Raw genomic sequence first — 24,473 nt, forward strand, 5'->3', positions numbered from 1 at the left:
GTTAATTAAGTTTATATTTAAAACCAATGTTAATTTGTGATATTTCTGGCCATCTTCTAGTAGCTATAATTCCTTTTCTATCAGTTTTTCCACCACCAAAACCAAAATATTCAGCATTTATATAGATACTATTTTTTGAATTTATAGTGTACGATAGCCCCATACCTATTCCCATATTAATATAAATGTCATTTTTGTGTTTTTTTATATTTTCCGTTTTAATGTATTTGTCATTTAAAGTGAAGTTTAATGCAGGTCCGATTGTAAAATTAAAAGCAATTCTTTTAAAAAATAATTTGTTTTGGAGTTTGTACATTATAGGTATAGATACTATAGAGCTTGTGTATGAAATGAAGTAAGAAGATGTTAAACTGAAGAAACTTTTAGAATTATTTATGCGTTCACTATGTATATTTGCATGACCATATTTAAGTCTAAGGTTTATTGAGCTTTTTTTACTTACAAAATATTCTAGCCCAATTCCTACATTTATGTTGTTTTTACTACCAGATTTTTCAAGACCAGTTTCTATTAAAAGGGCAATGTTTTTTTGTTGTTGTGCATTTATACAAACGCTAAAAAAAATAAAGGATAAATAAAAAAGTTTAATTTTCATAAGTCTAATATTTATAATTTTAAGTAAATTTATTGTGATTAATGTTTTTTAAGAAAGATAAATCACAACTAGAATTGTTTTATTTTGTGATTTTCACAAAAAAAAGATATATTATGTATCAAGAAAAGTTATTTGAGAAAATAAAAGAAAAGTTGAATGGAAAGTCATTGAATGAGGTACTTTCTGGTGTACTAAACATTAGTTATGATGCGGCGCATCGAAGAACTAGTTTAAAAAGTAAAATGTCTTTAAATGAAAGTGTTATAGCGGCTAAATATTTTGGGTTGTCAATTGATTCACTTATTGGCGAGGTTCATAAAAGTTATGTTTCAGTAGAGAAAACTATTCAAATAAAAAACGAAAAAAACTTAGAACAATATTTTGAAGATTCTTATGAGTCACTTCGATTAATCGTAGATCGGAAAGATTTTCATTTATTCTATTCAGCAAAAGATTTACCTATTTTTCATCTATTGAAAGGAGATTTATTGAGCAGATTTAAAATATATGTTTGGTTAAAGTTGTTAGATAAAAGTTTTAGAAATTTACCTTTTAAAGCTTTTTATCCGAAGTTATCAACCATGCAAAAAGCTAAAAAATTAGGAAGTATATATCAAGGAGTGAATGTTTCTGAGATTTGGGATACTACTACAATTAATAGTACTTTAAAGCAGATTTATTTTTATTATAAAGCTGGTCAAGTATCTTTTTCAATAGCATTAGAGTTGTGCAATGAATTAAAGCTGTTATTAGATGAGTTATCTGAAAAAGTTGTATCAAAAAAAAATGTGTTTAACTTATATTATAATGAACTTTTATTGATGAATAATAATGTATTTGTTTTTAATAAAGAAAAACAAATGTTATTTGTTCCAAATTCAATGTTGTCTTATTTTAAAACAACCGATAAAGAAACTTGTTATGAAGCTCAAAGTTATTTTAGAAAACAAATTAAGCACTCTAAACTGTTAAATACTTCAGGAGAAAAAGAACAGAATCAGTTTTATAATAAAATGATGGAAAAGGTGAATGTTCTTATCAAGTTAATAGAAGCTGAAAACTTTTTAGATTTTGAATAAAAAAAACCTCATTGAAATGAGGTTTTTAACACAACTAAAAATGCTGTTTAATAAGCATCTTCATGCACTGCTTTAATGGCTCTTCCACTAGGTTCATTTACGTTTTGAAAACTTGCATCCCAAGCTAATGCAGTAGGCGTGCTACAAGCAATAGAAGGTACAGATGGTACAGTTAAAGCAGCAGTTTCACTAGAAAAATGTTCTTCAAAAATAGAACGGTAATAATATTCTTCTTTAGCTCTTGGAGTTTGCATAGGAAACCTATGAGAAGCATTGTCCATCATTGTTTCAGTAACAGCTGCATCAACAACTTCTTTTAAACTGTCAATCCAGTTATATCCAACTCCGTCAGAAAATTGTTCTTTTTGTCTCCAAGCAACACTTTCAGGTAAATAACTTTCAAAAGCTTTTCGTAAAACCCATTTTTCCATTCGTTCTCCATTAATCATTTTGTCTTCAGGGTTTATACGCATGGCAACATCCATAAATTCTTTATCTAAAAAAGGAACACGACCTTCAATACCCCAAGCCATTAAACTTTTGTTGGCTCTTAAGCAGTCGTACTGATATAGCTTATCTAGCTTACGAACTGTTTCTTTATGGAATTCTTCAGCACTAGGAGCTTTATGAAAATATAAGTACCCGCCAAAAATTTCATCGGCACCTTCGCCAGATAACACCATTTTAATTCCCATCGATTTTATTACACGGGCAAGTAAATACATAGGAGTTGAAGCTCGAATTGTTGTAATATCGTAAGTTTCTAAGTTGTAAATAACATCACGAATAGCGTCTAGTCCTTCTTGAACAGTAAAAGTTACTTCATGATGAATTGTACCAATATGTTCAGAAACCTCTTTAGCAGCGGCTAAGTCAGGAGATCCTTCTAAACCAATAGAAAAAGAATGCAATTGAGGGTACCAAGCTTCATCTTTATCACCAGATTCTATACGTTTAGAGGCGTATTTTTTTGCAACAGCAGAGGTTATTGATGAGTCTAAACCACCTGAAAGTAATACACCATAAGGTACGTCGCTCATTAATTGTCTATGAATAGCAGCTTCTAAAGAGTCTCGAATTTCGTCAATACTTGTTTGGTTATCTTTAACAGCTTCATATTCTAGCCAATCACGAGAGTACCAGCGTTGTAAACCACCTTCTCTTGTATAATAGTGTCCTGGAGGAAAAACTTCTATTTTATTACAATAGCTTTCAAGGGCTTTTAATTCAGAAGCGACATAAAAAGTTCCCTTTTTATCCCACCCCATATATAAAGGAATGATTCCCATATGATCTCTAGCTATTAAATATTCATCTGTAGCAGTATCATATACGGCAAAACCAAAAATTCCATTTAAATCATCTAAAAAGTGTTCACCTTTTTCTTTATATAATGCAAGAATTACTTCACAGTCAGATTGTGTTAAAAACTCATGACTCTCTTTTAGTTCCTTCTTTATTTCTTTGTGGTTGTATATTTCACCATTGGCAGCTAAAACAAATCTTTTATCTTTACTAAATAAAGGTTGTTGTCCAGATGTTGGATCAACAATAGCTAAACGTTCATGGGTCATAATAGTTTTATTATCACTATAAATACCACTCCAATCTGGGCCACGATGCCTAATTTTTTTAGCCATTTCTAATAACTGAGGTCTTAAAACTTCTGATTTATCTTTTAAATCAAAGGCACATACAATTCCACACATAATCTTATATCATTTTAATATTTTAATATTCTTTAACTACTAATTAATAACTATTTAAAAAGTTATTGTTTTAATTGATGATACAAACAACGTGATAAACTTTATTTTTTAAAACTAAATTGATTAATATGGTTTTATATTTTTAAATATTTGATATTTTTTGTTTTAAAATGTAACTTTTGTTTGGTTTTTAGATTTTAAAAATTGTTTTTTTATAGTTTTATAAAAATAAATTGAAATAAAAATTTGGATTATTAAAAATGTATTATAAATTTGCCATATCATGACAATACAAAATAACATATGGTGGTGGAACTCTCTTAACTCAAATTAAGTGGGCAATAACCTGTATATGTAAAATATAAATTAAAAAAGGCTTATCGTGAGATAAGCCTTTTTTGTTTTTAACAACACAAGTAAAAATGAAACAAACAGAATATACTACTATATCTAAAAAACAATTAGCAGATACGGTTACACCAGTAGGACTGTATTTAAGATTAAGAGATAAATACTCAAATACATTGTTATTAGAAAGTTCTGATTATCATAGTAAAGAAGAAAGTTATTCTTTTATATGTGTGGAGCCTTTAATTACTATGAAAGCTAATAAAAATAAGTTTTCTGTTTCTTTAAAGGGAAAAGAAGTAAGTAGCGAACCCATTGACGGAAATTTTAATAATTTATTTAATCAGTTTACAGAAACGATTAACTTAAAATGTGATGATACTATAAAATCATTTAATGGATTATATGGGTATACTACTTATGATAGTGTTCAGTATTTTGAAACAATTAAATTAAATGTAAAAGACGCTCCTTCTGCAATTCCAATGATGCAGTATAGTTTCTATAAATTTATTATAGCAATCAATCATTTTAATGATGAAATGATATTAATTGAGAATGTAAAAGAAAGTGAGACGTCAAGAATACAAGAAATAGAAACGATAATAAAATCTCAAGCATTTAATACTCAGGATTTTAAGATAGATGGTGAAGAAACTTCAAACTGTACCAATGAAGATTTTAAAGAGTATGTAAGAAAAGCAAAAGCACATTGTAAAAGAGGAGATGTTTTTCAATTAGTATTATCACGACAATTCCAACAAAAATTTAAAGGAGATGAGTTTAATGTATATAGAGCTTTACGATCTATTAATCCATCACCATATTTGTTTTATTTTGATTATGGAAGCTTTAAGTTAATGGGGTCTTCTCCAGAAGCACAAATTAAGATTAATGAAGGGAAAGCTATTATAAATCCAATAGCAGGAACTTTTAGAAGAACAGGAGATATGGCCGAAGATATTAAGCTTGGTAAAAAATTATCTGAAGATAAAAAAGAAACTGCTGAACACGTAATGTTAGTAGATTTAGCTCGAAATGATTTAAGTAAGCATGCAGATAATGTTAAAGTAGATGTTTTTAAAGAAGTACAATATTTTAGCCATGTTATCCATTTAGTATCTACAGTACAAGGAAAAATAAAAGGAAACCCAATTAAAATAGTTGGAGATACATTTCCTGCAGGAACATTGAGTGGAGCGCCTAAATATAAAGCAATGCAATTAATTGATACTTATGAAAATCAATCACGTGGATTTTATGGAGGAGCAGTTGGTATTATAGGTTTAAATGGTTCTGTGAATTTAGCTATTGCAATACGTTCATTTGTAAGTAAACAAAATGTATTGTATTTCCAAGCTGGAGCAGGAATTGTAATTCATTCAAATGAGGAAAATGAACTACAAGAAGTAAATAATAAATTAGCGGCGTTGAAGAAGGCGTTACTGTTAGCAGAAGAAATATAAAATATAAATGAGATGTTAGTATTTTTAAAAGAAGTTTAATTATTTTCTTTATACTACTATCTCTACTTTTAATACTCAGATTATGAAGATATTAATATTAGATAATTACGATTCGTTTACCTATAATTTAGTACATATGGTGGAAGATATTACAGGGCAGTTACCAGATGTGTATCGTAATGATGAAATAACAATTAAAGACATTGAAAAATATAATGTAATTATATTATCTCCTGGACCAGGAATACCAAATGAAGCTGGTATTTTAAAAGAAGTTATAGCTACTTATGCAGGAAGAATACCAATTTTTGGGGTGTGTTTGGGGTTACAAGCAATAACAGAAGTTTTTGGAGGTCAAATAGAGAACATGGGAGAAGTATTTCATGGTGTTGCAACTGAAATGAAAGTAGTTGATTCAAAAGCAACTATTTTTAAAGGTATTTCAGAAAAATTTGAAGCAGCTAGGTACCATTCTTGGATTGCTTCTAAAGAAAATTTTCCACGAACGATAGCTATCACAGCTGTTGATGAAGAAGGAGAAATTCAAGCTATTCAACATAAAGAGTTTAATGTTTCTGCGGTTCAGTTTCATCCTGAGTCAATTTTAACAGAAGTAGGAGAACAAATTGTAAGAAACTTTTTAGAAAACGTACAGTAATGAAGGAAATATTAAACGAATTATATCAGCATAAACGTTTATCTAAGCAGCAGGCTAAAGAGGTACTTATTGCAATAGCTAAAGAAAACTATAATGAAGCACATTTAGCTTCTTTTTTAACTGTTTTTATGATGCGTCCAATTACCGTTAATGAATTAGCAGGTTTTAGAGAAGCATTATTAGAATTAGCTATAAAAGTAGATTTATCAGATTATAATACTATTGATATTGTAGGTACTGGTGGAGATGGAAAAGATACTTTTAACATTTCTACTTTAACATCATTTGTAGTAGCAGGTACAGGACAAAAAGTAGCTAAGCATGGTAATTATTCAGTTTCTTCCACATCAGGATCATCTGATATGCTGGAAAGTTTTGGCTATGAATTTACAAATAATGAGGCAATATTGAAGTCTCATTTAGAAAAAGCGAATATTTGTTTTTTACATGCTCCAAAGTTTCATCCGGCAATGAAGGCGGTTAGTCCAGTAAGAAAAGCATTGAAGTTAAAAACATTTTTTAATATGCTTGGGCCATTAGTAAATCCAAGTTCGCCACAAAATCAATTATTAGGAACTTTTAATTTAGAAGTGGCTCGTTTGTATAATTATATTTTACAAGAAGAAGGTACAAACTATGGAATTGTTCATGCATTAGATGGATATGATGAAGTATCATTAACAGGAGGGTTTAAACTCTTTACCAAAAAAGGAGAAGAGTTAATAACCCCTCAAGATTTAAATCAGAACACATTATTACAATCAGATATTTATGGAGGTGATTCTGTTGAGGCAGCAGCAAAAATATTTAAAGCCATTTTAAATGGAGAAGGAACAGTAGCACAAAATAATGTGGTTTTAACTAATGCTGCTTTTGCATTGACTATAGTTGATGATAAAAAAAGTTTCGAGGATGCTTTTGAAGAGGCAAAGAGTTCATTGATGGGAGGTAAAGCAAAAGAATGTTTAAATATATTAATTAGAAGTTAGGATATAAATATAAAATGTCATTTGAAATTTAGAAAAGAGAGTATAATTAGACGATAACTATGTTTGATTTGACAGAAAGAAAAAAGTATGACAATATTAGATAAAATAGTAGCATTTAAGAAGAAGGAAGTAGCCAAGATAAAGGCTGAAATTCCCGTAAAAAAATTAGTTGAAAGTCCTAATTTTAAAAACACACCACTATCATTAAAAAAATCATTAACAGATTCTTTTTCAACTGGTATTATAGCAGAGTTTAAAAGGCAATCACCATCAAAAGGGGTAATTAATGACAAAGCAACAATATTAGAAGTTACAAAAGGATATTTAGATGCTAATGTTGCTGCGCAGTCTATATTAACAGATACATCGTTTTTTGGGGGAACAATGGCTGATTTAATGGAAGCAAGAACATTAAATCAACAAAAACCAATTTTGCGTAAAGATTTTGTAGTTGATGGGTTTCAAATTGTAGAAGCAAAAGCAATAGGAGCAGATGCTATACTTTTAATAGCAACTTGTTTAACTGCTCAAGAACTAAAAAATTATGGACAATTAGCAACAGACTTAGGTTTAGAGGTTTTATATGAGGTTCATACACAGGAGGATTTAGAAAAAATTAGTGATTTAGACAATAAAATTATAGGAATCAATAATAGAAATTTAAAAACTTTTGAGGTAGACTTAGAGCACTCAATAGCGTTGGCAAATCAAATACCTTCAAGTGCAGTAAAGGTATCTGAAAGTGGAATTTCTGACCCTAGAATTATTACTGGATTAAAAGAATATGGATTTCAAGGTTTTTTAATAGGAGAAAACTTTATGAAAACAGAAAATCCAGGGCAAGCTTGTCAAGAGTTTATTAGTCAAATTCGATAGTATGAAGCTGAAAGTTTGTGGAATGAAGTATGTAGAAAATATTAAGCAAGTAGTAGAAATTAATCCAGACTATTTAGGCTTTATTTTTTATGAAAAATCTCAAAGAAATTTTGAAGGAATAATTCCTGAAATTCCTAAAAGTATTAAAAAAGTAGGAGTATTTGTAAATGAGTATTTAGAAATATTGGTTTCATTAATTGAAGAATATAAATTAGAAGTTGTTCAATTACATGGTGATGAATCTGTAGCATACATTAAAGAGTTAAAGAAGCATTTACCAAAAGTAAAAATTATAAAAGTTTTTGGAATTAAAAATGAATTTGAGTTTAAAACTTTACTTCCTTATGAAGAGTATGTAGATTATTTTTTATTTGATACTAAAGGAAAAGAAAGAGGAGGAAATGGAATAACGTTTAATTGGAGTGTATTAAAAAAATATAACTCAACAAAGCCATATTTATTAAGTGGAGGAATAGGTTTAGAAGAAGTAAACGATGTAAAGGCATTTTTAAAAACTCCACAAGCAAAATACTGTGTTGCTTTAGATGTAAATAGCAAGTTTGAAACAGCACCAGGAAAGAAATCAATAGATAAATTAAAGAAATTTAAAAACAAATTTTAGTTAATAACTAAAATAAACAACACAACAACAATGAAATTTCAACCAGATGAAAATGGGTATTACGGGCAGTTTGGAGGAGCTTTTGTTCCTGAGTTGTTATATCCAAATGTAAAAGAGTTAGAAGATAATTATATAGATATTATTAATTCTGAAGCATTTCAAAAAGAGTATAAAGATTTATTAAAACACTATGTAGGTCGTCCAAGTCCTTTGTATTTAGCTAAGCGATTGTCAGAAAAATATGGAGCTACTATTTATTTAAAACGTGAAGACTTAAATCACACAGGAGCCCATAAAGTTAATAATACAATTGGGCAAATTTTAATTGCAAAGCAATTAGGTAAAACTAAAATTATAGCAGAAACAGGTGCTGGACAGCATGGTGTAGCATCAGCAACAGTTTGTGCATTAATGGGGTTAGAATGTATTGTTTTCATGGGAGAAATAGACATTAAACGTCAAGCACCAAATGTAGCTCGAATGAAAATGCTAGGAGCTAAAGTAATTCCTGCCACCAGTGGAAGTAAAACATTAAAAGATGCCACCAACGAAGCTATTCGTTATTGGATTCAACATCCAGATACCTATTATTTAATTGGTTCTGTTGTAGGGCCACATCCATATCCTGATATGGTAGCACGATTGCAAGCAGTGATTTCTGAAGAAATGAAAATACAGTTAAAAGAACAAACAGGGAAAGAAAACCCAGATGCTATTATAGCTTGTGTTGGAGGAGGAAGTAATGCTGCTGGGGCTTTTTATCATTACTTAGAAGATTCATCAGTAGAATTAATAGCTGTTGAAGCAGCTGGTTTAGGAGTTGATTCAGGAGAAAGTGCGGCAACTTCTCAATTAGGTGAAGTAGGAGTTATTCATGGAAGTAAAACTATTTTAATGCAGGATGAGTACGGGCAAATTGAAGAACCATATTCAATTTCAGCAGGATTAGATTATCCTGGTGTTGGTCCGTTGCATGCTTTTTTACATGAAACTAAGCGAGCAAAGTTTATGAACGCTACTGATAAAGAAGCATTAGATGCAGCTTATGAACTAACAAAAATAGAAGGAATTATACCAGCGTTGGAAACTGCGCATGCTTTAGCAGTATTAGCTAAAATGGATTTGAAAAAAGATCAAACCATAGTAATTAATCTTTCTGGTAGAGGGGACAAAGATTTAGAAACATATATTAAACATTTGGAAGAATAGTAACTAAAAAAATGTAATCTAGAAATTTTTAAAAAGATAACTAAATTATATTATTCATAGGTACAATATATACAGATATAATGAATTCAATACAAAATATATTTAATCAGAAAGATAAAGACTTATTGTCTATTTTCTTTACAGCTGGCTTTCCTAAGCTTAATGACACTTCAAAAATAATTGAAGAGTTGGAAGCTAATGGAGTTGATTTTATAGAAGTAGGGTTACCTTACTCTGATCCATTAGCTGATGGACCAACCATTCAGCATAGTAGTTCTGTTGCTTTAAATAATGGAATGAATCTAGATGTAGTTTTCGAACAATTAGAAGCGATAAAAGATACTAATAAAACACCTTTGGTATTAATGGGCTATGTAAATCAAATTATTAAATATGGAGAAGAAGCTTTCTGTCAAAAAGTAAAGGATTGTGGTATAGATACTATTATCATTCCAGATTTACCAATGGTAGAATATGAGAACCATTATCAAGATTTATTTAAAAAATATGGAATTAGTAATGTGTTTTTAATAACACCTAATACATCTCAAGAACGTATTAAAAAGATAGATAGTTTAACTGATACTTTTATATATGTAGTGGCGTCAGCATCAATAACTGGGGCTAAAGGTGAAGTTTCTGAAAAACAGGTAGCTTATTTTAATAGAATAAAAGCAATGGAATTAAAAAGTAAATTAATTGTGGGCTTTGGTATTTCAGATAATAAAACTTTTACAACTGCTTGTAGATATGCAAATGGAGCAATTATAGGTTCTGCATTTATAAAAGAGTTAGATAAACATTCTATTAACGGAATAGCAAGTTTTGTGAAAACTGTTAAGAATTGTTAATGTATTATTAAATATTATTAAATTATTGGTTAATAAGGTAATTTAGTAGCATAATTTATAACTTATGCTTACTAAAAAAATAATATTAATAGTTACTTTAATGCTTACGGGCATTATTGCGGCGCAAACAACGCTAATACGTCAACCAAAAATTAGCCCAGATGCTTCTCAAATGGCTTTCAGTTATTATGGAGATATCTGGGTATATAATTTTTCTACAAAACAAGCTAATAGATTAACTGTACATCAGGGGTATGAAGGAAATCCAGTGTGGAAATCTAATGGAAAGGAGTTAGCTTTTTCATCTAACAGAGCTGGTAATACTAATGTTTTTACTATTCCAGTAACAGGTGGAGTACCTAAGCAATTAACATATTACCCAACAACCAATACACCAACAAGTTGGAATACAAAAGGAAATATTGTATTTACTACTAAAAGAGTATTTGCAGGACCGGAATGGGATGCTCAAATATATTCAGTAAATGAAAAAGGAGAAACTCCGCAACGATTATTAACAGCTTATGGAAGCATGGCTTCAGTTTCTCCAAATGGAAAATTGATAGCTTATGTAAAAGGAGCATGTAGAATAGCAAGAGAAGATTATTCAGGATCTGCTCAAAGAGATATTTGGATTTATAATACTCAAACTAAAAAATATCATCAAATAACAACAAGTAATAAAAATGATCATTCCCCTGTATGGGATGCTGCCGGTAATTTGTACTTTATAGGCGCAAAAAGTGGTCGTTATAATATATATAAACAACGTATTTCTTCAGAAGGAAAAAAAGAAGGAGTAGCATTAGCAATTACTAAGCAAAAAAATAATGGAGTTCGTTCTTTTTCTGTGAGTAATAATGGAAGTATTATATATGTTTCAGGAGTAGACACATATAAAATAGAAAATGGTAATAGAAAGAAGTTAGCATTATCATTACCTTCAGATAATCGTTTTTACTCCGAAGAAACAAAAAGAGTAAGTAGTAATATTCGAAATTATGCAATTTCGCCTGATGCAAAACAAGTAGCATTAGAAATAAACGGTGAAATATTTGTTAAGGAAAATAATAAAGATAAAAAAAGATCTAACAATATAAGTAAACATTCGTTTAGAGACAAACAACCACAATGGATAGATAACAAAACAGTATTATTTATTTCTGATAGAGATGGACATTTTGAAATTTATAGTGCCACTTCGTCTGATACCTTAGTTGGATTAAATAGAAGTTTGAAAATTAAAATATCTAAGCTAACAAATAGTAAAACTGATATTGAAAATATTATAGTATCTCCAAATAGAAAAAAAATAGCATATCAAGTTGGAAGAGGAACTTTAATGATTGGAGATATTAAAAAAGGAACAATAAAAAACTCACAAATATATTCTGATATTTGGTCAGCTGCTGAAGATTTATCGTGGAGCCCTGATAGTAAATACATCGCATATTCACAAGAAGACTTAAATTTTGATAGTGAAATTTACATTCAATCAATTGAAGATAAAACTAAAAAAATGAATGTGAGTATGCATCCAAGAAGTGATAGGAGTCCAAAGTGGAGTGCAGATGGAAAGAAATTAGCTTTTTTATCAAATAGAAGTGGAATTAATTATGACGTTTGGATGGTTTGGTTACAGAAAGAAGATTGGGAAAAAACAAGAATAGATCACGAAGAGGGTGACTATTATAAAAAAGAAAAAGCTAAGAAAACTCCAAAAAAGAAAGGGAAGAAAAGTAAAAAGTCAAAAAAGAAGGAGGTAAATGTAAAAATAGATGAAAACAAAATATATAATCGTTTAGTACAAGTAACTTGGTTATCTGATGATGAATACAGTGTAGTATTTAGCCCAGATAGTAAATTTATTTATTTCTCGGCAACTAACCCTGGAACTCAAAAAAGGAATTTATATAAAGTAAAATGGGACGGTAGTAAACCTAAATCAATTAGAGGATCAGCAAGAGCGGGTGACTTTACTGAAGTTAAAGGGAAAATTTATTTTACAGCATCTGGTCGTTTAAAACAATTAAACGCTAAATCTGATAAAATTAAATCTCTACCACATACAGCTACTTATACTACCAATTTTAAAAAAGAAAATGAGCAGGTTTTTAATGAAGGAATCCGTGCATTGACTGCAGGTTTTTATGATCCTGAATTTCATGGATATAATTGGAGTTCTTTAGTAAAAAAATACAAGCCATGGGTTTTATCAGCTACTACTCAGCAAGATTTTTCATACATGTATAATTTACTATTAGGACAATTGAATGCTAGTCATATGGGATACCGTTCAGGAAATCCTGAAAAAATAAAAAGTGATAATGTAGGCTTGTTAGGCTTAGATGTTTCTAACACAAATAAAGGAGTACGCGTAAATTATATTTTACCAAATTCTGTAGCAAATAAAACTAAGAGTACATTAAAAGTAGGTGATGTTATTACTGCTGTTAATGGACAGGAAATTAGTAAAACAACTAATTTTTATAGTTTAATGAAAAATACAAGAAACAACGAAATATTATTAACATTAGCAAATTCAAAAGATCTTATACTTAGACCGCAACGATCATTAAGAAATTTACAGTATGAAGAATGGGTTAATTCACGTAAAAAATTAGTAGAAAAGTATTCAAACGGTAAGTTAGGATACATTCATATTCAAGGAATGAATATGACTAGTTTTGAACGATTTGAACGTGAGTTAAAAGCTAGTGGGTATGGTAAAAAAGGAATTGTAATTGATGTTAGATATAATGGAGGTGGTTGGACTACTGATCGCTTAATGGCTGTATTGAATGTAAAACAACATGCATACACTGTTCCAAGAGGAGCTACAAAAAGTTTAAAAAATCACACAAAATTCACAAAGAATTACCCATTTAATGAAAGAGCAATTTTATCTGTAAATACAAAACCAGTAGTTGCTTTATGTAATGAGAATAGTTATTCGAATGCAGAAATATTTTCACATGCATTTAAAAACTTAGGATTAGGTAAGTTAGTTGGACAACCAACATTTGGTGCCGTAATATCTACAGGAGGTAGAGGATTACAAAACGGATTTATAAGAATGCCTTTTAGAGCATGGTATGTTAAAGATTCAGGTAAAAATATGGAGAATGAAGCTCCAGCTACACCAGACTTTTTAATTAAAAATTTTCCAGGATGGAAAAGTCGTGGAGAAGATGAGCAGCTTAAAAAAGCTGTAGAAGTATTATTAAATGATATTTAAAAAATATTTCAAAACCTACTACACTTTAAAACGAAGATATTGCATCTTCGTTTTTTTTTTATACTTATTTTTGCGATTATGGAGCACGAGATAGCAGAACAAGTATTGTTAGAAAAACTAAAATCTAATTTTGGATATGATAGTTTTCGATTACAACAGCAAGAAATTATTGAAAATATTTTAGCTAAAAATGATACTCTGGTTATCATGCCTACTGGAGGGGGAAAATCTATTTGTTTTCAATTACCTGCTTTATTTTTTGAAGGAATTACTATTGTTATTTCTCCATTAATAGCTTTAATGAAAGATCAAGTAGATAGTTTAAAAGCAAATGGAATTGCAGCATCATATTATAATAGTAGCCAATCTACAGAAGAACAGGAAAAAGTATTTGATGAGGTAGTTACTAAGAAAATTAAATTGTTATATGTTGCTCCTGAGAGTTTAGGGTTATTACAAAATATTTTAAATAAAAACTATGTAAGTTGCATTGCTATTGATGAAGCTCATTGTATTTCAGCTTGGGGACACGATTTTAGGCCTTCTTATAAACAATTATCTTTTTTAAAAAAATCGTTACCAGGTGTTCCAATTGTAGCTTTAACTGCTACAGCAGATAAAGCTACTCAAGAAGATATTTTAAAACAACTAGCAATTTCTCATGCTACTAAATATATAAGTTCTTTTAATAGAGAGAATATTAGCTTAGAAGTAAGACCAGCAAATGATAGAGTACAACAAATCATTAAATTTATAAATAAAAAGCCTAACGAGGCGGGTATTATTTATTGTTTGAGTAGAAAAACTACTGAACAATTAGCTAATAAATTAAAACAAAATAATATTGATGCGAAAGCATATCATGCAGGGTTACCATTTGAAGAAAGAGCAAAAACACAAGAAGCTTTTATTAAAGATAATTGTGAAGTTATTTGTGCAACAATAGCTTTTGGAATGGGAATAGATAAATCAAACGTACGTTGGGTTATACATTATAATATGCCTAAAAATATAGAAGGATATTATCAAGAAATAGGACGTTCTGGGAGAGATGGCTTACCTGCAAAAGCATTATTATTTCATAGTTATGCAGATGTAATTCAACTACGACAATTTATAGAAAATACTGGGAATAAAGAAGTACAAGAAGCAAAATTAGATAGAATGAAACAGTTTGCAGAAGCTACTGTATGTAGGAGAAAAATATTGCTTAGTTATTTTGGCGAATTAATTGAAAATAATTGTGGAAACTGTGATGTTTGTAAAAATCCACCTCAGTTTTTTGACGGTACTGTAATTGCACAAAAAGCTCTATCGGCTATTTATAGATTAGGTGAAAAAGAAGCAATGGGTACAGTGATAGATGTACTAAGAGGTGCAAAAAATGCTACTGTATTAGATAAAAATTACCAGTATTTAAAAACTTACGGTGTAGGAAATGATATTTCTTGGAAAGATTGGCAACATTATTTAATTCAATTAGTAAATCAAGGTTATAGTCAAATAGCATTTCATTTAAACAATACGTTACAATTAACCGATTTTTCTAAAAAAGTTCTTTTTAATGGAGAAAAAGTACAATTAACTACTCCAGTAGAAATTAAAAAAGAAGAAAAAACAACAATTACTAAAACAAGAAAAAGAGCAATAAAAGACACTTTGTTTGAAAGGTTAAGAAAATTACGTTATCGTATAGCAGAAGAAGAAAATATAGCCGCATATTTAGTTTTTAATGATGCTACTTTAAAAGAAATAGAGAGGGAAAGGCCTAGAACAGATGAAGAGTTTTTAACTATAAGTGGAGTAGGGCAACGAAAATTAGAAGTATATGGAGGTGAATTTATAGAAGAGATTAAAAATTTTTTAAAGGAAAAAAAGAAAACTAAAAAGGATACTACTCTTGAGACATATAAGTTATACAAGGAAGATTTTACCATTGAAGAAATAGCGGAAAGTCGAAAGTTAAAGCCAGCTACTATATTTTCACATTTATCTAAGTTATATTTAGAAGGAAAGGATGTTAGTTTAGATGAATTTACTACGCCTGAAGTAATAAAGTTGGTTGCAAATGCCAAAAAGGTATTAAAAAATGAAATGACTTTAAAACCTTACTTTGAGTTTTTAGAGGAAAAAGTACCTTATGAACAAATTAGAGTGGCGTTAACTATTTTGCAGAAAAAAAGATAATATTAAATTAATTATTTAATGTTGTTTCCAATAGGAGAACTCAGAAATCCAACTGCAATAAATCGACCATCGGAAAAATCGTCTGAGTCTGATTTAACTTTAGTTATTCCATGGAAAGTTTCTGATGCAAACATGATTAGTGAATTATTTTCAAAGTCAATAGTGAAAAGAGGGGGGGTATTATATCCTTCTGGAGAGCTAGTATCTGTTTTGAATACCTGAAGATCTCCACCTTTAAATACTTTAGGAATACTATTGAAATAATAAAGAATTGAAATTTGGTATTGTCCATTTGTTGAATCAGCGTGTGGGGCTCCATAATGACCATCTGAACAATTAACAAAGGTTAAAGGAATTTTTGTAACAGGAAAAGGATTGATGTCAAGTGTGTTAAATATAGAAGGAAGTTGTTTAATAATTTGTTTATTAAGAGTATTATAAGCTTTTTGAGTTAAGGCACCAATTAAATTATTATTGCTTTTTGAACCTAGTTCTAAAAATGTTGATGTTTTAGTATCCGATCCTGGAAATTCATAGCTTTTAAAGTTTTTTTCTTCTTTACATATTGAATTATAAAGAACCTCATTATTTTTTTTTGATAAAAAATGAGATATACGCATAACTTTTGTTTCTCCACACTTTATCAATGATATGTTATCCGTTTGTGTAATAATCGTTTTATAACTACTTTCTTTATCTTTCATATTCCATTTATATTTAGTGTAAATTTATTCAAATTATATATAGTTAATAATATTTTAATTTGATTAAAAATTAAACAAGATTAAGTGAAGTATAATTATTAAAAATTAAGTAAATGATAAAAAAAATAGAGTTTCCATTACCTAATGAATACCCAGCTTATGCTGAAATGTATATGAAATTAGTAAAAAAAGATGGAAGTCTTATTGAACAATTAAAATTAAGTTTACATCAAACAAAAAGGCTAATTAATAATTTATCAAACGAAAAACTAGATTTTAAATATGCAGAAAATAAGTGGTCAGTAAAGGAAGTTTTGGTCCATATAATTGACGATGAAAGAATATATGGGTATAGAGCTCTTTCTTTTGCTAGAAATGATAAAACTAACCTTCCTGGTTTTGAACAAGAAGATTATAATTTTAATTCAGATACTTCAGAAAGAACAATTGAAAGTATTCTAGAAGAATATGAGGCATTAAGATTATCAACAATAGCATTATTTAAAGGTTTGTCAGATAAAGCATTGAAACGTATAGGAGTAGCAAATGGAAACCAAGCGAGCGCAAGGGCTTTAGGATATCATATTCTAGGGCACGATTTACATCATATTAAAATAATTAAAGATTTATACTTAAACAAGCAATAATCGGATTGAAATAAGAAGAGAATAAACTAAACTTTGTAGTATGGAAAACAAGTACCATTTTTATGTAATTACGAAGGCTATTTATTTTATTAAAAAATTTAGAAGCGAACAGCCGTCGCTAGAAGAAATTGCAAATCATGTTAATTTGAGCAAGTACCATTTTCAGCGAGTTTTTAAAAAGTGGGTTGGAATTAGTCCTAAAGATTATCTTCAGTATTTAACAATTGAGAAAGCTAAAAGTTCTTTAAGAAAAGGGCAGAGTACATTAGAAACTTCTTATAGTGTTGGGTTATCAGGAAATAGTAGATTACATGATTTATTTGTTAAAATTGAAGCGTGTACTCCTGGAGATTTTAAAAAAAGAGGTAAGGATTTGAAAATATATTATGGAGAGATTGAAACACCTTTTGGAATGGCTACAGTAGCTGAAACAGAAATTGGTATTTGTAGTTTTTCATTTGATCTTTTAAGTATAGATAAATTTAAAAAAGAATATTCAGAAGCTATTTTTATAAATAAAACATTTAATAATGCATTGTCTTTACAATCATATTTTAAACAATGGGAAATACCTAATACACCAATTAGTTTAGATTTAATAGGATCACCATTTCAAATTCAAGTATGGAAAGCACTATTACAAATACCTTCATCTAACTTACTCGCTTATCAAAACATTGCAGTAATGATTAATAAGCCTAAAGCTGTTAGAGCTGTTGGTACCGCAATTGGTAAAAACCCAATAGCTTATTTAATACCCTGTCATAGGGTTATTAAAAGTGATGGTAATATGGGTAATTATAGATGGGGAACTGAAAGAAAAATAGCAATTAATACTTATGAATCAATTAAATTAAACGATTTAGAGTAATAACAATTGAGAGTATGAATAACAATTTTAAAATAGAAGCAATTGAAAATAATTTTAATGAATTATTTAACTTAAGTAAAGAAGAACTATTTCTAAAAGGTATAGTTAAAATAGCTGTTGATGAAAAGCCAGGTTTTCCATGTAGAGTTACTCTTAAAGATGCAGAAATAGGAGAAGAAGTTTTATTATTATCTTTTAAATACCACAATGTGAATTCACCCTATAAGGCAAGTGGTCCTATTTTTATTAGAAAGAATTCAAAAAAAGTTAATTTAAAGATTAATGAAGTACCTCAAATACTTTTTGAGCGATTACAATCTGTAAGGGTTTATGATAAGAACGGAATGATGATAGATGCTAAAATACTTGAAAGGAGAGAGATGGAAAGAGAAATAAAGAAAACTTTTAACAATACTTTAGTTAGTTATATACAAGTTCATAATGCCAATCCGGGTTGTTATAACTGTCAAGTAAATAGAGTTCTATAAAACAAGTTTAAATATATAAAAGGTATTAGTAAGCAAATAGTTTCTAATACCTTTTTGTTGGATATAATTTTACTCTTTTAATTCTTCCATTTCTTTAATTATTATATCTAGTCTTGAGATAAGACTTGAATACAAAATTTTAGTAGATAGTGTAAAAACTATTATACCTATAATAGAAACACAAATAGCGATTAGTAAACCAATACCAAAGAACTCAATAAAAGTTGTATCTGAACTAATAAATTTTGAAAGAAAACTTTTCTCTTTAATACTAAAAGCAATTAAAAATATTGATAAAACGGCCATTGGAATGGCAAAAACAAAAAGTTTTTTAGTAGATGAAGTTATAGAAGAAATAATTTTTCTATAATTTTTCAAATAAGTTAGATTATCTGATTTTACATCAATAGTATTAAATTGATTTAATAGTTTTTTATTAAATAGGTACAAAGCTACTATTAATAATGAAGAATATATTCCAATAATCGCCTCAGAAAGAAATGACATAACTATAGCCAATACAATTGCCATAGGTATTAAACCTTTGTTGTCAATTTCATAAGTTCTCTTAATTTTATTTATAACTGTTTTTGACTTTTGATTATATAAGTCATTTATTTTAGGCGCTATTAATGATTGCTCATTTATAAAAGCATCATTCCATATTTTTTCAATTGATTTTTCCATCTAATAAATCTTTTAATTGTTTTTTAATTCTGTTTATACGTACCGCAATATTGTTAGCGCTAGTTCCAATAATTTCGGCAATTTCTTTGTAAGGGTTTTCTTCTAAATGCAATAAGATGATAGCTCTATCAAGTTCAGAAAGTTTTTTAATTGCATCATATAATAAATTTAGATTTTCATTTTCAAAAGCTTTATTTTCTTCTGATTTATCTACATGATATTTTAAATCATATTCTTTTTTTTTGTTTTTCTTTACTAAAGTTAAACAAACATTTAATGTTATTCGGTAAATCCAAGTAGACCATTTTGATTTTTCTTGAAATGCATTTTTACTCTTCCATATTTGTAAACAAGCTTCCTGATAATAATCTTCAAAATCTTCTTGAGAGTCTGTATATGCTCTGCAAATTTTTATAATTATTCCTGCATGCGGTAGAATAGATGTTATATAAAAATCGTTACTCAAAATTGTATTTTCTTAATTAGTAAATTGAGAATTAAAAATATTACAAAATAATACGAAAAATATTTAGAGTACATGTTTCTTGTAATAAAAAGTTGTTTTACCATAGAGATATATTTTATTTTCAATAATTATTGAAAGTTCTAAAAATTGTTATATATTTGTTGTATGAAATTACAAGAAGCTAAAATAAAATACATTCAAACTTGGGGAAGTTTAGCAACTAGTTGGGGCATAAATAAAACTATGGCACAAGTTCATGCTTTGTTGTTAGTTTCTTCAGAGCCACTATCAGCTGATGATATTATGGATATGCTTAAAATTTCAAGAGGTAATGTAAATATGAATGTGCGTGCATTAATTGATTGGGGGATTGTTCGTAAAGAATTTGTAGTAGGAGAGCGCAAAGAATTTTTTGTGGCTGATAAAGATATTTGGGAATTATTTAAACAAGTTACAAAAGAACGTAAAAGAAGAGAGGTAGAGCCTGTACTTAAAGTTTTAGATGAATTAAAGAATGATATAGAAGAGGAGTCAGATGAGGCGACACAGTTTAAAAAATTAATGGGAGATTTATCATCTGTAACAAATACTGTAAATGGAATTTTAGATAAAGCTATTAAAGCAGATGAACATTGGTTATTATCAAGTTTTACTAAAATGGTAAAGAAATAAAAAAATTTACAAATAAACTTTCAAAAATTTCTGAAAATATGAAATATATAAATATTTTAAAAAAACTAAACAGAGTATTAATTGTAACTACTATAGTAATGTACCTTACTATTTACTTGGGATTACTTGTACAGGTAATTCTAGGAGCTTATCAGTTACTAATAGCTTTTGTATTACTTTTTTTTATTAAAAACTTTTCTAAAAAAAGTAAGAATAAGTTAATGATATATTGGTTAGTCGTTCTATTGTATGGAATGGTTTGGATTATAGATATGGATGTTAATTTAGGAGGTTATTTAGGAGTGATACTCTATATTATTTTACCAATGATAATTGCTTTATACTTTTCATACTTTTTAGAATCATTAAGAATAAAAAATAAATAACCTATGAAAACACTAGAAAACTACACACTATTATATGATGATGATTGTCCATTATGTAATGTTTATACATCTGGTTTTATAAAATCGAGAATGTTAGATGGAAATGGTAGGAAGCCATTTAAAAAAATTACGAATGATGAAAAAATATATGTAGATATTAAAAGGGCAACCAATGAAATAGCACTGGTTGATACTAAAAGTCATAAAGTAATATATGGTATTGATAGTTTATTAAAAGTAATTGGAAATTCTTTTCCATTTATTGAAAGAGTAGGAAAATTCAAACCTATTTACTTTTTTCTAAAAAAGCTATATTCTTTTATTTCTTATAACAGAAAAGTAATAATTCCTTCTGAAATAAAAGAAAATGAGTCATTAGAGTGTATTCCTGATTTTAATATTAAATATAGGGTTTTGTATATCGTTTTTTCAATATTGATGATTGCGTATGTATTATTAACTTTTTCAAATTTAATACCTAGTTTACCAATTGCTAATTATCAAAGAGAACTTATAATTACCGCAAGTCAAATAGTATTTCAAATGTTATTCTTATTAAAAATCGATTCGAAAACTATTATAAATTATGTAGGAAATTTAATGACAGTTTCTTTAATAGGTTGTTTAGGAATACTACAATTAGTTCTTTTAAATGAGGTAATAAATATACCAGAAATAATTGTTGTTATTTCATTTATGGGTATTGTTTCTCTCATGTTTTTTGAGCATAAAAGAAGAGTAAAATTATTAAAACTACCTAATTATTTAAGCTATACATGGATAATTTATAGGTTAATTGTTTTATTAATTATTATAAATATATAGAGTCATGAAAATAGTAATAGCTGGAGGAACTGGATATTTGGGAGAGTTGCTTACTGAATATTTTAAAAAAGAAAAAGAAAATCAAATTTACATTTTAAGTAGAAAACAAAGAGTAAATAGTGATAATGTTAGCTATTTACAGTGGAACGGAGTTTCTAAAGGATATTGGGCACAATTACTTAATAATACTGATGTATTAATCAATTTAACTGGTAAGTCAGTTAACTGTAGGTATAATCATAAAAATAAAGAACTAATTTATCAAAGTAGGTTAGATAGTACAGCTATATTGTGTGAAGTAATTCAAAATTTAGAACATCCGCCAAAAGTATTTATTCAGTCTTCTTCAGCTACTATTTATAGGCATTCAGAAAATAAATTAATGACAGAAAGTAAAGGAGATATTGGAATAGATTTTTCTATGGATGTATGTAAAAAATGGGAACAAGTTTTTAATAGTTATACACTACCTAAAACAAAAAAAATAATAACAAGAACCTCTATTGTTTTAGGAAATAAAGGAGGTGCGTTTCCTTTAATGAAGAGTATGACAAAGTTTGGATTGGGTGGTAAACAAGGAGATGGAAATCAATTTATAAGTTGGGTAACTGAAAAAGATTATATAAAAGCTATTAGTTTTTTAATTAAACAAGAAGCAGGTATTTATAATATATGCGTACCAAACCCAATTAGAAATAATGAATTTCAAAATAAATTACGAAGTAAGCTAAAGGTTTGTTTTGGTATTAATTCTCCTAAATGGATATTGAAATTAGGTGCTAAGCTTATAGGTACAGAACCTGAATTATTATTAAAAAGTAGAAAAGTGTACCCAGAGAAGTTATTAAGTTTAGGATTTAAGTTTTCTACAAATACTTTTAACGAATTTAAAATTTAAAACATGCCTACGATATTATTATTCACAAAAATAAAAGCAGCAAAAAAAATAGTATTTGATCTTTCAAGAAGTATAGAGTTGCATAAAATTTCTACAAAAAAAACAAATGAAAAAGCAATTGCAGGTAAAACATCTGGTTTAATTGAATTAAATGAAACGGTAACGTGGAGAGCAAGACATTTAGGAGTTTACCAAAATTTTACTTCTAAAGTAACTGGATGTAAAGAGGCTGATTTTTTTGCAGATATAATGGTTTCTGGAGCATTTAAAAGTTTTAAGCATGAACATTATTTCTCTTTTAAAGAGAATGTAACTACATTGGTTGATGTATTAGAATATACTTCACCATTTGGTGTTCTTGGAAAGTTTGTTGATATGTTATTTCTTAAAAAATACATGACTAATTTTCTTTTAGAAAGAAATAAAACGATAAAAGAATTTGCAGAGACTAATAAGTGGAGGAGGATATTAAATTATAAAAACTAATAATATGAGTTTCTTAAGAGCTGAGTGGCGAAAATTAATAATGATAAATTATGAAGTAAATCCAGGTGTATTAAAGCCTTATTTACCTTTAGGTACAGATCTGGATTTTTTTGAAGGGAAGTGTTATGTAAGTGTAGTTGGTTTTATGTTTTTAAATACAAGGTTATTAGGTGTTAGGGTTCCTTTTCATGTTAATTTCGAAGAGGTGAATCTTAGGTTTTATGTGAAAAAAGAAAAAGAAGGAGAGATAAAAAGAGGAGTGGTTTTTATAAAAGAAATTGTTCCTAAGGCTGCTATAACTTTTGTCGCAAATACTATTTATAATGAAAATTATCAAACACTTGAAATGAAACATTTATGGAATTTAAAGAAGAACAAAATGAATATTACATATAAATGGAAAATAAATAATGAATGGAATTCAATTGAGGTTGAAGCTTTAAATAATTTAGAAAAAATAGAAAAAAAATCTGAGATCGAATTTATTGCAGAACATTATTGGGGATATTCAAAAAACAATAATAAAACAACTGAATACGAGGTAAAACACCCAAAGTGGGAATTTTACCCAGTAATCAATCATAAAATAGATGTAAATTTTTTAGAAACGTATAATAAAGATTTTCTTTTTTTAAGAAATCAAAAGCCTACCTCAGTGTTTTTGTTAGAAGGCTCTGAAGTTTCAGTAGAAAATAAAGTGAAATTTTAATTATGGTTTTTGATTCTATCAAATAAAATTGATGATTCAACAAATTTTCGATGTTCTTTATTTGTTAATTCTTCTAATAAATCGAATGAAGCAATATAACTAACCAAACTACCATTTGAAGAAATAAACTTTCCATCTTGAACTACAGAAACCTTGTTGTCATCTGCTACGTTTAAATTTGGATACTCAGTTTTTAATGCTTTCCCTCCAGTAACATAGGTTACAATTTTTTTATTGTCAGCAATTCCCGTTTCTCCTATTAAAAAGGCTCCAGCGCAATGACTAGCAATATAGTCGGTTGATTTATTTTGCTCTTTTATAAAGTTAACAAGTTCTTTGTTGTTAGCTTGTTTTTTAGGAGTATAAGAGCTTGGTACGACTAGAACTTTTAAATGAGGTACATTATTTAGAATATAATCAGGCTTAATTTTCAAACCATGAGCACTTTTATATGTTTTGTTTTCTGGAGCAATTGTAATAACATTGAAAAGTTTTTTTTGCTCAATACTTGAGTTTGAAAAGACATCTAAAGGAGCAATAACTTCATTAATAATTACTCCTTCAAATATTAAAATCCCAATGGTTGGTAGGTTTAGATCGATAAGTTTTAATTTCATTTTTTCTTGTTGTTGAATTATGTTAGTTTTATTTGATATGCTGTTATTTTTTTGTTGTTTGATGCAACTAAAAAAAGTTAGAAAGACTAAGCATAAGGTTATATTTTTCATTTTGTATTTATTTTAATACAAAAGTAAAATAGCATTTAATGAAAAATATTAATCAAGA

25 protein-coding genes are annotated in these 24,473 nt (G+C 28.3%); 19 read left to right on the forward strand and 6 right to left on the reverse strand.

Annotation, left to right across the window (positions count from 1 at the left end; all coding sequences use genetic code 11):
- Position 1: 1 nt before the first annotated feature.
- Positions 2-616 carry an outer membrane beta-barrel protein gene (locus tag BLV71_RS10725; RefSeq protein WP_093870546.1) on the reverse strand — a complete coding sequence of 205 codons (615 nt, stop codon included), beginning with the start codon at positions 614-616 and terminating at the stop codon, positions 2-4.
- A 113-nt stretch (positions 617-729) separates the two neighbouring features.
- Between BLV71_RS10725 and BLV71_RS10730 the strand changes: the two genes are divergently transcribed.
- On the forward strand, positions 730-1,695 hold the full coding sequence (locus BLV71_RS10730) for a hypothetical protein (protein WP_093872009.1): 966 nt from the start codon (positions 730-732) through the stop codon (positions 1,693-1,695).
- Between the two features lie 47 nt (positions 1,696-1,742).
- Here BLV71_RS10730 and asnB read toward each other — a convergent pair whose 3' ends face one another.
- A complete protein-coding gene (gene asnB / locus BLV71_RS10735; RefSeq protein WP_093870547.1) occupies positions 1,743-3,404 on the reverse strand; it encodes an asparagine synthase B in 1,662 nt (553 codons plus the stop codon).
- Positions 3,405-3,826: 422 nt separating this feature from the next.
- Between asnB and BLV71_RS10740 the strand changes: the two genes are divergently transcribed.
- The 9 genes from BLV71_RS10740 (at position 3,827) to recQ (ending at position 15,848) form a co-directional block, all read left to right on the forward strand.
- A complete protein-coding gene (locus BLV71_RS10740; protein WP_093870548.1) occupies positions 3,827-5,218 on the forward strand; it encodes an anthranilate synthase component I family protein in 1,392 nt (463 codons plus the stop codon).
- Positions 5,219-5,300: 82 nt separating this feature from the next.
- Positions 5,301-5,876: an anthranilate synthase component II gene (locus BLV71_RS10745; protein ID WP_093870549.1), complete on the forward strand. Its 576-nt coding sequence runs from the start codon at positions 5,301-5,303 to the stop codon at positions 5,874-5,876.
- The gene (gene trpD / locus BLV71_RS10750) at positions 5,876-6,865 is read left to right on the forward strand and encodes an anthranilate phosphoribosyltransferase (RefSeq protein ID WP_093870550.1); all 990 of its coding nucleotides are present in this window, start codon (positions 5,876-5,878) and stop codon (positions 6,863-6,865) included. The genes BLV71_RS10745 and trpD overlap by 1 nt, the downstream gene beginning before the upstream one ends.
- Positions 6,866-6,952: 87 nt before the next feature.
- The gene (gene trpC, locus BLV71_RS10755) at positions 6,953-7,741 is read left to right on the forward strand and encodes an indole-3-glycerol phosphate synthase TrpC (RefSeq protein WP_093870551.1); all 789 of its coding nucleotides are present in this window, start codon (positions 6,953-6,955) and stop codon (positions 7,739-7,741) included.
- Position 7,742: 1 nt separating this feature from the next.
- Positions 7,743-8,363, forward strand: a complete 621-nt coding sequence (locus tag BLV71_RS10760) for a phosphoribosylanthranilate isomerase (protein WP_093870552.1) — start codon at positions 7,743-7,745, stop codon at positions 8,361-8,363.
- Positions 8,364-8,393: 30 nt separating this feature from the next.
- The gene (gene trpB, locus BLV71_RS10765) at positions 8,394-9,572 is read left to right on the forward strand and encodes a tryptophan synthase subunit beta (protein WP_093870553.1); all 1,179 of its coding nucleotides are present in this window, start codon (positions 8,394-8,396) and stop codon (positions 9,570-9,572) included.
- A gap of 80 nt (positions 9,573-9,652) precedes the next feature.
- Positions 9,653-10,423: a tryptophan synthase subunit alpha gene (gene trpA, locus BLV71_RS10770; protein ID WP_093870554.1), complete on the forward strand. Its 771-nt coding sequence runs from the start codon at positions 9,653-9,655 to the stop codon at positions 10,421-10,423.
- Positions 10,424-10,487: 64 nt separating this feature from the next.
- Entirely contained in the window at positions 10,488-13,661 is a 3,174-nt protein-coding gene (locus tag BLV71_RS10775) for a S41 family peptidase (protein WP_093870555.1), read from the forward strand.
- Between the two features lie 78 nt (positions 13,662-13,739).
- Complete coding sequence (gene recQ, locus BLV71_RS10780; protein ID WP_093870556.1) at positions 13,740-15,848, forward strand: DNA helicase RecQ; 2,109 nt, start codon at positions 13,740-13,742, stop codon at positions 15,846-15,848.
- Positions 15,849-15,859: 11 nt separating this feature from the next.
- Here recQ and BLV71_RS10785 read toward each other — a convergent pair whose 3' ends face one another.
- Positions 15,860-16,552: a 2OG-Fe(II) oxygenase gene (locus BLV71_RS10785; RefSeq protein WP_093870557.1), complete on the reverse strand. Its 693-nt coding sequence runs from the start codon at positions 16,550-16,552 to the stop codon at positions 15,860-15,862.
- A 113-nt stretch (positions 16,553-16,665) separates the two neighbouring features.
- Between BLV71_RS10785 and BLV71_RS10790 the strand changes: the two genes are divergently transcribed.
- From BLV71_RS10790 to BLV71_RS10800, 3 genes are read left to right on the forward strand one after another with little or no spacing between them, the layout of a single operon-like run.
- Complete coding sequence (locus BLV71_RS10790; protein WP_093870558.1) at positions 16,666-17,199, forward strand: DinB family protein; 534 nt, start codon at positions 16,666-16,668, stop codon at positions 17,197-17,199.
- A 40-nt stretch (positions 17,200-17,239) separates the two neighbouring features.
- Positions 17,240-18,070 (forward strand): bifunctional helix-turn-helix domain-containing protein/methylated-DNA--[protein]-cysteine S-methyltransferase, encoded by an 831-nt coding sequence (locus tag BLV71_RS10795; RefSeq protein ID WP_093870559.1) that lies wholly within the window; start codon positions 17,240-17,242, stop codon positions 18,068-18,070.
- A 14-nt stretch (positions 18,071-18,084) separates the two neighbouring features.
- Positions 18,085-18,558, forward strand: coding sequence for a DUF1203 domain-containing protein (locus BLV71_RS10800; protein WP_093870560.1), 474 nt, complete (start codon positions 18,085-18,087; stop codon positions 18,556-18,558).
- Positions 18,559-18,627: 69 nt separating this feature from the next.
- Here BLV71_RS10800 and BLV71_RS10805 read toward each other — a convergent pair whose 3' ends face one another.
- Complete coding sequence (locus BLV71_RS10805) at positions 18,628-19,245, reverse strand: hypothetical protein (RefSeq protein WP_093870561.1); 618 nt, start codon at positions 19,243-19,245, stop codon at positions 18,628-18,630.
- On the reverse strand, positions 19,229-19,711 hold the full coding sequence (locus BLV71_RS10810) for an RNA polymerase sigma factor (protein ID WP_093870562.1): 483 nt from the start codon (positions 19,709-19,711) through the stop codon (positions 19,229-19,231). The genes BLV71_RS10805 and BLV71_RS10810 overlap by 17 nt, the downstream gene beginning before the upstream one ends.
- A 165-nt stretch (positions 19,712-19,876) precedes the next feature.
- Between BLV71_RS10810 and BLV71_RS10815 the strand changes: the two genes are divergently transcribed.
- From BLV71_RS10815 to BLV71_RS10840, 6 genes are read left to right on the forward strand one after another with little or no spacing between them, the layout of a single operon-like run.
- Positions 19,877-20,383 (forward strand): GbsR/MarR family transcriptional regulator, encoded by a 507-nt coding sequence (locus BLV71_RS10815; protein ID WP_093870563.1) that lies wholly within the window; start codon positions 19,877-19,879, stop codon positions 20,381-20,383.
- Between the two features lie 38 nt (positions 20,384-20,421).
- Entirely contained in the window at positions 20,422-20,769 is a 348-nt protein-coding gene (locus BLV71_RS10820) for a hypothetical protein (RefSeq protein ID WP_093870564.1), read from the forward strand.
- Between the two features lie 3 nt (positions 20,770-20,772).
- Positions 20,773-21,594 (forward strand): thiol-disulfide oxidoreductase DCC family protein, encoded by an 822-nt coding sequence (locus BLV71_RS10825; RefSeq protein WP_093870565.1) that lies wholly within the window; start codon positions 20,773-20,775, stop codon positions 21,592-21,594.
- A 4-nt stretch (positions 21,595-21,598) separates the two neighbouring features.
- Positions 21,599-22,492 (forward strand): TIGR01777 family oxidoreductase, encoded by an 894-nt coding sequence (locus tag BLV71_RS10830; protein ID WP_093870566.1) that lies wholly within the window; start codon positions 21,599-21,601, stop codon positions 22,490-22,492.
- A gap of 3 nt (positions 22,493-22,495) precedes the next feature.
- Positions 22,496-22,978, forward strand: a complete 483-nt coding sequence (locus tag BLV71_RS10835; RefSeq protein WP_093870567.1) for an SRPBCC family protein — start codon at positions 22,496-22,498, stop codon at positions 22,976-22,978.
- Positions 22,979-22,982: 4 nt separating this feature from the next.
- Positions 22,983-23,687: a YqjF family protein gene (locus tag BLV71_RS10840; RefSeq protein ID WP_093870568.1), complete on the forward strand. Its 705-nt coding sequence runs from the start codon at positions 22,983-22,985 to the stop codon at positions 23,685-23,687.
- Here the strand turns inward: BLV71_RS10840 and BLV71_RS10845 are convergent.
- Positions 23,684-24,304: a DJ-1/PfpI family protein gene (locus BLV71_RS10845; RefSeq protein WP_218131770.1), complete on the reverse strand. Its 621-nt coding sequence runs from the start codon at positions 24,302-24,304 to the stop codon at positions 23,684-23,686. The two genes, BLV71_RS10840 and BLV71_RS10845, sit on opposite strands and share 4 nt — an antisense overlap.
- Between the last annotated feature and the right edge of the window lie 169 nt (positions 24,305-24,473).

Origin of the sequence: Tenacibaculum sp. MAR_2010_89, from assembly GCF_900105985.1 — a bacterium.
Lineage (GTDB): Bacteria > Bacteroidota > Bacteroidia > Flavobacteriales > Flavobacteriaceae > Polaribacter > Polaribacter halocynthiae.

Bases quoted from the DNA above. Each gene is read 5' to 3' on its own strand.
- BLV71_RS10725 (WP_093870546.1), bottom strand. From the start codon at position 616: ATGAAAATTAAACTTTTTTATTTATCCTTTATTTTTTTTAGCGTTTGT.
- BLV71_RS10730 (WP_093872009.1), top strand. From the start codon at position 730: ATGTATCAAGAAAAGTTATTTGAGAAAATAAAAGAAAAGTTGAATGGA.
- asnB (WP_093870547.1), bottom strand. From the start codon at position 3,404: ATGTGTGGAATTGTATGTGCCTTTGATTTAAAAGATAAATCAGAAGTT.
- BLV71_RS10740 (WP_093870548.1), top strand. From the start codon at position 3,827: ATGAAACAAACAGAATATACTACTATATCTAAAAAACAATTAGCAGAT.
- BLV71_RS10745 (WP_093870549.1), top strand. From the start codon at position 5,301: ATGAAGATATTAATATTAGATAATTACGATTCGTTTACCTATAATTTA.
- trpD (WP_093870550.1), top strand. From the start codon at position 5,876: ATGAAGGAAATATTAAACGAATTATATCAGCATAAACGTTTATCTAAG.
- trpC (WP_093870551.1), top strand. From the start codon at position 6,953: ATGACAATATTAGATAAAATAGTAGCATTTAAGAAGAAGGAAGTAGCC.
- BLV71_RS10760 (WP_093870552.1), top strand. From the start codon at position 7,743: ATGAAGCTGAAAGTTTGTGGAATGAAGTATGTAGAAAATATTAAGCAA.
- trpB (WP_093870553.1), top strand. From the start codon at position 8,394: ATGAAATTTCAACCAGATGAAAATGGGTATTACGGGCAGTTTGGAGGA.
- trpA (WP_093870554.1), top strand. From the start codon at position 9,653: ATGAATTCAATACAAAATATATTTAATCAGAAAGATAAAGACTTATTG.
- BLV71_RS10775 (WP_093870555.1), top strand. From the start codon at position 10,488: ATGCTTACTAAAAAAATAATATTAATAGTTACTTTAATGCTTACGGGC.
- recQ (WP_093870556.1), top strand. From the start codon at position 13,740: ATGGAGCACGAGATAGCAGAACAAGTATTGTTAGAAAAACTAAAATCT.
- BLV71_RS10785 (WP_093870557.1), bottom strand. From the start codon at position 16,552: ATGAAAGATAAAGAAAGTAGTTATAAAACGATTATTACACAAACGGAT.
- BLV71_RS10790 (WP_093870558.1), top strand. From the start codon at position 16,666: ATGATAAAAAAAATAGAGTTTCCATTACCTAATGAATACCCAGCTTAT.
- BLV71_RS10795 (WP_093870559.1), top strand. From the start codon at position 17,240: ATGGAAAACAAGTACCATTTTTATGTAATTACGAAGGCTATTTATTTT.
- BLV71_RS10800 (WP_093870560.1), top strand. From the start codon at position 18,085: ATGAATAACAATTTTAAAATAGAAGCAATTGAAAATAATTTTAATGAA.
- BLV71_RS10805 (WP_093870561.1), bottom strand. From the start codon at position 19,245: ATGGAAAAATCAATTGAAAAAATATGGAATGATGCTTTTATAAATGAG.
- BLV71_RS10815 (WP_093870563.1), top strand. From the start codon at position 19,877: ATGAAATTACAAGAAGCTAAAATAAAATACATTCAAACTTGGGGAAGT.
- BLV71_RS10820 (WP_093870564.1), top strand. From the start codon at position 20,422: ATGAAATATATAAATATTTTAAAAAAACTAAACAGAGTATTAATTGTA.
- BLV71_RS10825 (WP_093870565.1), top strand. From the start codon at position 20,773: ATGAAAACACTAGAAAACTACACACTATTATATGATGATGATTGTCCA.
- BLV71_RS10830 (WP_093870566.1), top strand. From the start codon at position 21,599: ATGAAAATAGTAATAGCTGGAGGAACTGGATATTTGGGAGAGTTGCTT.
- BLV71_RS10835 (WP_093870567.1), top strand. From the start codon at position 22,496: ATGCCTACGATATTATTATTCACAAAAATAAAAGCAGCAAAAAAAATA.
- BLV71_RS10840 (WP_093870568.1), top strand. From the start codon at position 22,983: ATGAGTTTCTTAAGAGCTGAGTGGCGAAAATTAATAATGATAAATTAT.
- BLV71_RS10845 (WP_218131770.1), bottom strand. From the start codon at position 24,304: ATGAAATTAAAACTTATCGATCTAAACCTACCAACCATTGGGATTTTA.